We start from the raw sequence: 4,714 nt of genomic DNA on the forward strand, positions 1-4,714 counted from the left end.
CGAATAGTTCTTTTTATAATATCCCCCTAGCCTTGGGTTTAGAGGGAACTTTAAACTCAGAAATCTTAATCCAGAGTTTAGAAGAAATTTGCGATCGCCATGAAGCCTTAAGGACTAACTTCATTAGCGTTGATGGTATCCCTACCCAGGTTATACAAACGCGAACCTGGACAGTTACGGTAGTTGATTTACAGCATTTATCTAGCAGTGAAAAAGTAATTGCCTCCCAAGAGTTAGCACAAAACCAAGCGATTCAACCCTTTGACTTAGCAAGTGAACCCTTAATCAGAACCACTTTAGTCGTGTTATCTGAAACGGAACACATCTTGTTAGTCTGTATGCACCACATTGTCAGTGATGGCTGGTCAATGGGGGTATTTCTTCAGGAATTAACCGACCTCTATAACGCGTACATTCAAAATCAGCCCTCATCTTTAAGTCCGTTACCGATTCAGTACGGTGATTACACTCTTTGGCAAAAACAGTGGTTACAGGGAGATATTCTGCAACGTCAATTAGATTACTGGCAAAAACAGTTAGCAGATGCTCCCGCGTTATTATCCCTTCCCACAGACCGACCTCGACCAGCTGTACAGAGTTTTGCTGGTGCCCATCTTCCCTTTACCCTTTCCTGGGAATTAAGTCAAAAACTCACCCAACTGACTCAAGAACAGGGTGTCACCTTATTTATGACCCTGTTAACAGCTTTTGATGTCTTGCTTTACCGTTATACGGAACAGGAAGACATCTTAATTGGAACTCCTATTGCTAACCGTAATCGCAGTGAATTGGCAGGATTAATCGGCTTTTTTGTCAATACTTTAGTTTTACGAACTGATTTGTCAGGCAATCCTAGTTTTAATGAGTTATTAATTCGCGTTCGAGAAATGGCAATGGATGCTTACACTCATCAAGATTTGCCTTTTGAGATGTTAGTAGAAGTCTTACAACCAGAACGAGATTTAAGCCATGCTCCCCTCTTTCAAGTGGACTTTTTACTGCAAAATGAACCCCTATCCCAGTTAGAATTAATAGGATTAACTGCCAGTCCCTTGTTAACAGAAAATGCAACGGCTAAGTTTGATTTAACCTTGGCAATGGAAAATACTGATAGAGGATTAAGGGGTGTATGGGAGTATAATACAGACCTATTTGAGCGTAGCACCATTGAACGATTGGCGGGGAATTTTGTGACATTGCTAGAAGCAATTGTTGCTAACCCTCAACAGCAAATTTCCCAACTACCCTTGTTAACAGAGGTAGAGTCACAACAATTATTAAAAGATTGGAATGCGACGGAAAAAGATTATCCTTTCCATCAATGTGTTCATCATTTATTTGAAGAACAAGCAGAACGAACACCGAATGCCGTAGCAGTGGTATTTGAAGGTCAAGAATTAACCTATCAACAGTTAAATATTCAAGCAAATCAACTAGCCCATTATTTACAATCTTTGGGAGTAAGTTCAGAAGTTTTAGTTGGCATTTATCTAGAGCGATCGCTGTTGGTAATTGTCGGATTATTAGCCGTTCTCAAAGCTGGGGGAGCTTATGTCCCTTTAGATCCCGATTATCCCCAGCAACGGTTAACCTACATGGCAGAAGATGCCCAAATTTCTCTACTGCTAACTCAAGAAAGTTTACTCGATTCTTTGCCAGTAGAAGATGTGGGGGTAATTGTCTTAGATAAATTATCCGAGATATTGACAGTTCAAAGTCCAGAAAATCCCTTCAGTGAAGTAGCAGCAGAAAATCTACTATGCCTATTATATACATCTGGTTCAACGGGTAAACCGAAAGGGGTAATGTTAACCCACGAAGCCTTAGTTAACCATAGTTGGGGCATTAGTGAAGTATTCGGTTTAACAGAATCTGATCGCGTTTTACAGTTTGCTTCCTTTGGTTTTGATGTCGCTGCGGAAGAAATTTTTCCCACCTGGTTAAAAGGTGGCACAGTGGTCTTAAGACCAGGGCAAATGTTTGCAACTTTGACTGATTTTGCCGATTTTATCGAACAAGAAAGTCTCACCCTTTTAAATATTACCCCCGCCTATTGGCATGAATGGGCGCTCGCCGTTTCCCAATCATTAGCTACTGTACCATCCAGTCTGCGGGTTGTCGCTGTGGGAGGGGATGCAGTGTTACCAGAAACCGTCAATATTTGGCGACAAATGGTCGGGAAACGGGTTCAATGTATCAACGTCTATGGACCCACAGAAGCGTCTGTAACCGCCATAGTTCATGACTTGCTAGATTATCAGTCAGAGAAAATCAATTCGGTGCTGATTGGTCGTCCCATTGCTAACACAAAAGCCTATGTTCTGGATCAAAATCTGCAACCTGTACCCATTGGAGTTAAGGGAGAATTGCATTTATGCGGTGTTCGTTTAGCGCGGGGTTATCTGAATCGTCCCGAATTAACTGCTGAAAAATTTATTAACAATCCCTTTGCTAATGCAGCTTTCAATCGGTTGTATAAAACGGGAGATTTAGCGCGTTATTTACCCGATGGTAATATTGAATGTTTTGGCCGGATTGATAATCAGGTTAAAATTCGCGGATTCCGTATTGAGTTAGGAGAAATTGAAGCGGTACTTAACCAAAATATTGATGTACAAACATCTTGTGTGATTATTCGCGAAGATACTCCGGGGGATAAATATTTAGTCGCCTACATAGTAGCTCATTACGAACGGATACCGATGATTAGTGAACTGCGTCAGTTTCTGTCCAGTAAATTGCCTCTATATATGGTTCCTCAAGCTTTTGTTTTTCTGGAATCTTTACCCCTTACTACTAATCGTAAGGTAGATCGTCGCGCTTTACCCGCACCAGATAAAATAGGGAATCGCCGGGATCAATATGTAGCACCACGCAATGGAATTGAAGAGATGTTGGTGCAAATTTGGACAGAAATACTCAAAGTAGAGCAAGTGGGAATTTATGATAATTTCTTTGAAATTGGCGGCCATTCTCTCCTCGCAACTCAATTAGTCTCGCGGATTCGGAGTTTATTTAAAATAGAACTACCTTTGCGGAGTTTATTTGGTGCAGCTACGGTAGCCGAATTAGCGCATCTTATTGGACAACTACAGCAGCAAAATCTCACTCTAACAGTACCCCCCATTTTACCGAGAACTAAGGATACAGAACTACCTCTATCTTTTGCTCAACAGCGTTTATGGTTTTTAGATCAATTGCAACCAAATAGCGCTTTATATAATATACCGATGGTGTTGCATTTCCGAGGCAACCTCAATCAAAAGGCCTTAGAACAAAGTTTACAAGAAATTTGCGATCGCCATGAAGTATTACGGACTAATTTTGTCACGATTGGTGGACAACCGACTCAGGTTATTCAAACAACAAGGGAGACAATATCGGTCGTTGATTTACAAGATTTACCCATCCATGAACAAGCAGAAAAAACACAGCAATTAAAGCAAAAACAAGCGACTCAACCCTTTGATTTAGCCAAAGAATCCTTAATCAGAATCACTTTAGTGGTGCTATCTGAGACGGAACATCTCTTGTTAGTGTGTATGCACCACATTATTAGTGATGGTTGGTCAATCGAAGTGTTGATTCACGAATTGACCAGCTTATATAATGCTTATGTGCAGAATCAACCCGCAAATTTAGCTCCCTTACCGATTCAGTATGGAGATTTTGCACTCTGGCAAAAACAATGGTTACAAGGGGATGTCCTGCAAAGTCAATTAAATTACTGGCAAAATCAACTAACAGCTGCACCCCCTTTATTATCTCTTCCCACAGACCATCCTCGACCTGCGGTGCAAAGCTTTGTCGGTACTCAGCAAGAATTTTCCCTTTCCCCCAAACTTAGCCAAGCTTTGACTGAATTGAGTCACCAACAAGGGGTGACATTATTTATGACGCTGTTGGCTGCTTTTGATGCTTTACTGTATCGTTATACAGGTTCCGGTGATATTTTGGTAGGAACTCCCATTGCTAACCGTAATCGCAGCGAAATTGAGGGTTTAATCGGCTTTTTTGTGAATACTTTAGTGATGCGGACGGATTTATCAGATAATCCGAGTTTTAGTCAGTTATTAACCCGTGTTCGGGAAGTGACCATGGATGCTTACGCGCATCAAGACTTACCCTTTGAAATGTTAGTCGAAGCGTTGCAACCGGAACGGGATTTGAGCCATACTCCCCTATTTCAAGTCGCTTTTGTCCTGCAAAATACACCCAAGTCTGAGATTGCAATGACGGGATTAACGGTGACAGATTTGCCACCGGAAAATACCACAGCTAAGTTTGATTTAACCTTAGCAATGGTTAACACCGATGATGGCTTAAAAGGTGTCTGGGAATATAATACTGATTTGTTTGACAGTAGCACTATTGAACGACTATCATGGCATTTTATTAACTTATTAGAGGGGATTGTAGCCAATCCTCAAGAGCGGATTTCCCAATTACCCTTATTGACAGAAAGTGAAACTAATCAGTTATTAATTGAGTGGAATAATACTCAAGTTGACTATCCTGAGTATAAGTGTATTCATCAATTATTTGAGGAACAGGTAAAACGCACACCCGACGCGGTAGCGGTGGTCTGTTCCCAGCAACAATTAACCTATAATGAGTTAAATCGTCGAGCTAATCAATTAGCACATTATTTACAATCTTTGGGGGTTAAACCTGATACTTTAGTCGGCATTTGCCTTGAGCGTTCCTTAGAGAT

Annotated in this window: 1 protein-coding gene; it reads left to right on the plus strand. The window is 41.0% G+C overall.

From position 1 onward, the window contains the following. The coding region (locus BGL89_RS17260; RefSeq protein ID WP_286826766.1) for a non-ribosomal peptide synthetase at positions 1-4,714 on the plus strand (4,714 nt) is incomplete at both ends.

The organism is Microcystis sp. LSC13-02, from assembly GCA_002282935.1.
Lineage (GTDB): Bacteria > Cyanobacteriota > Cyanobacteriia > Cyanobacteriales > Microcystaceae > Microcystis.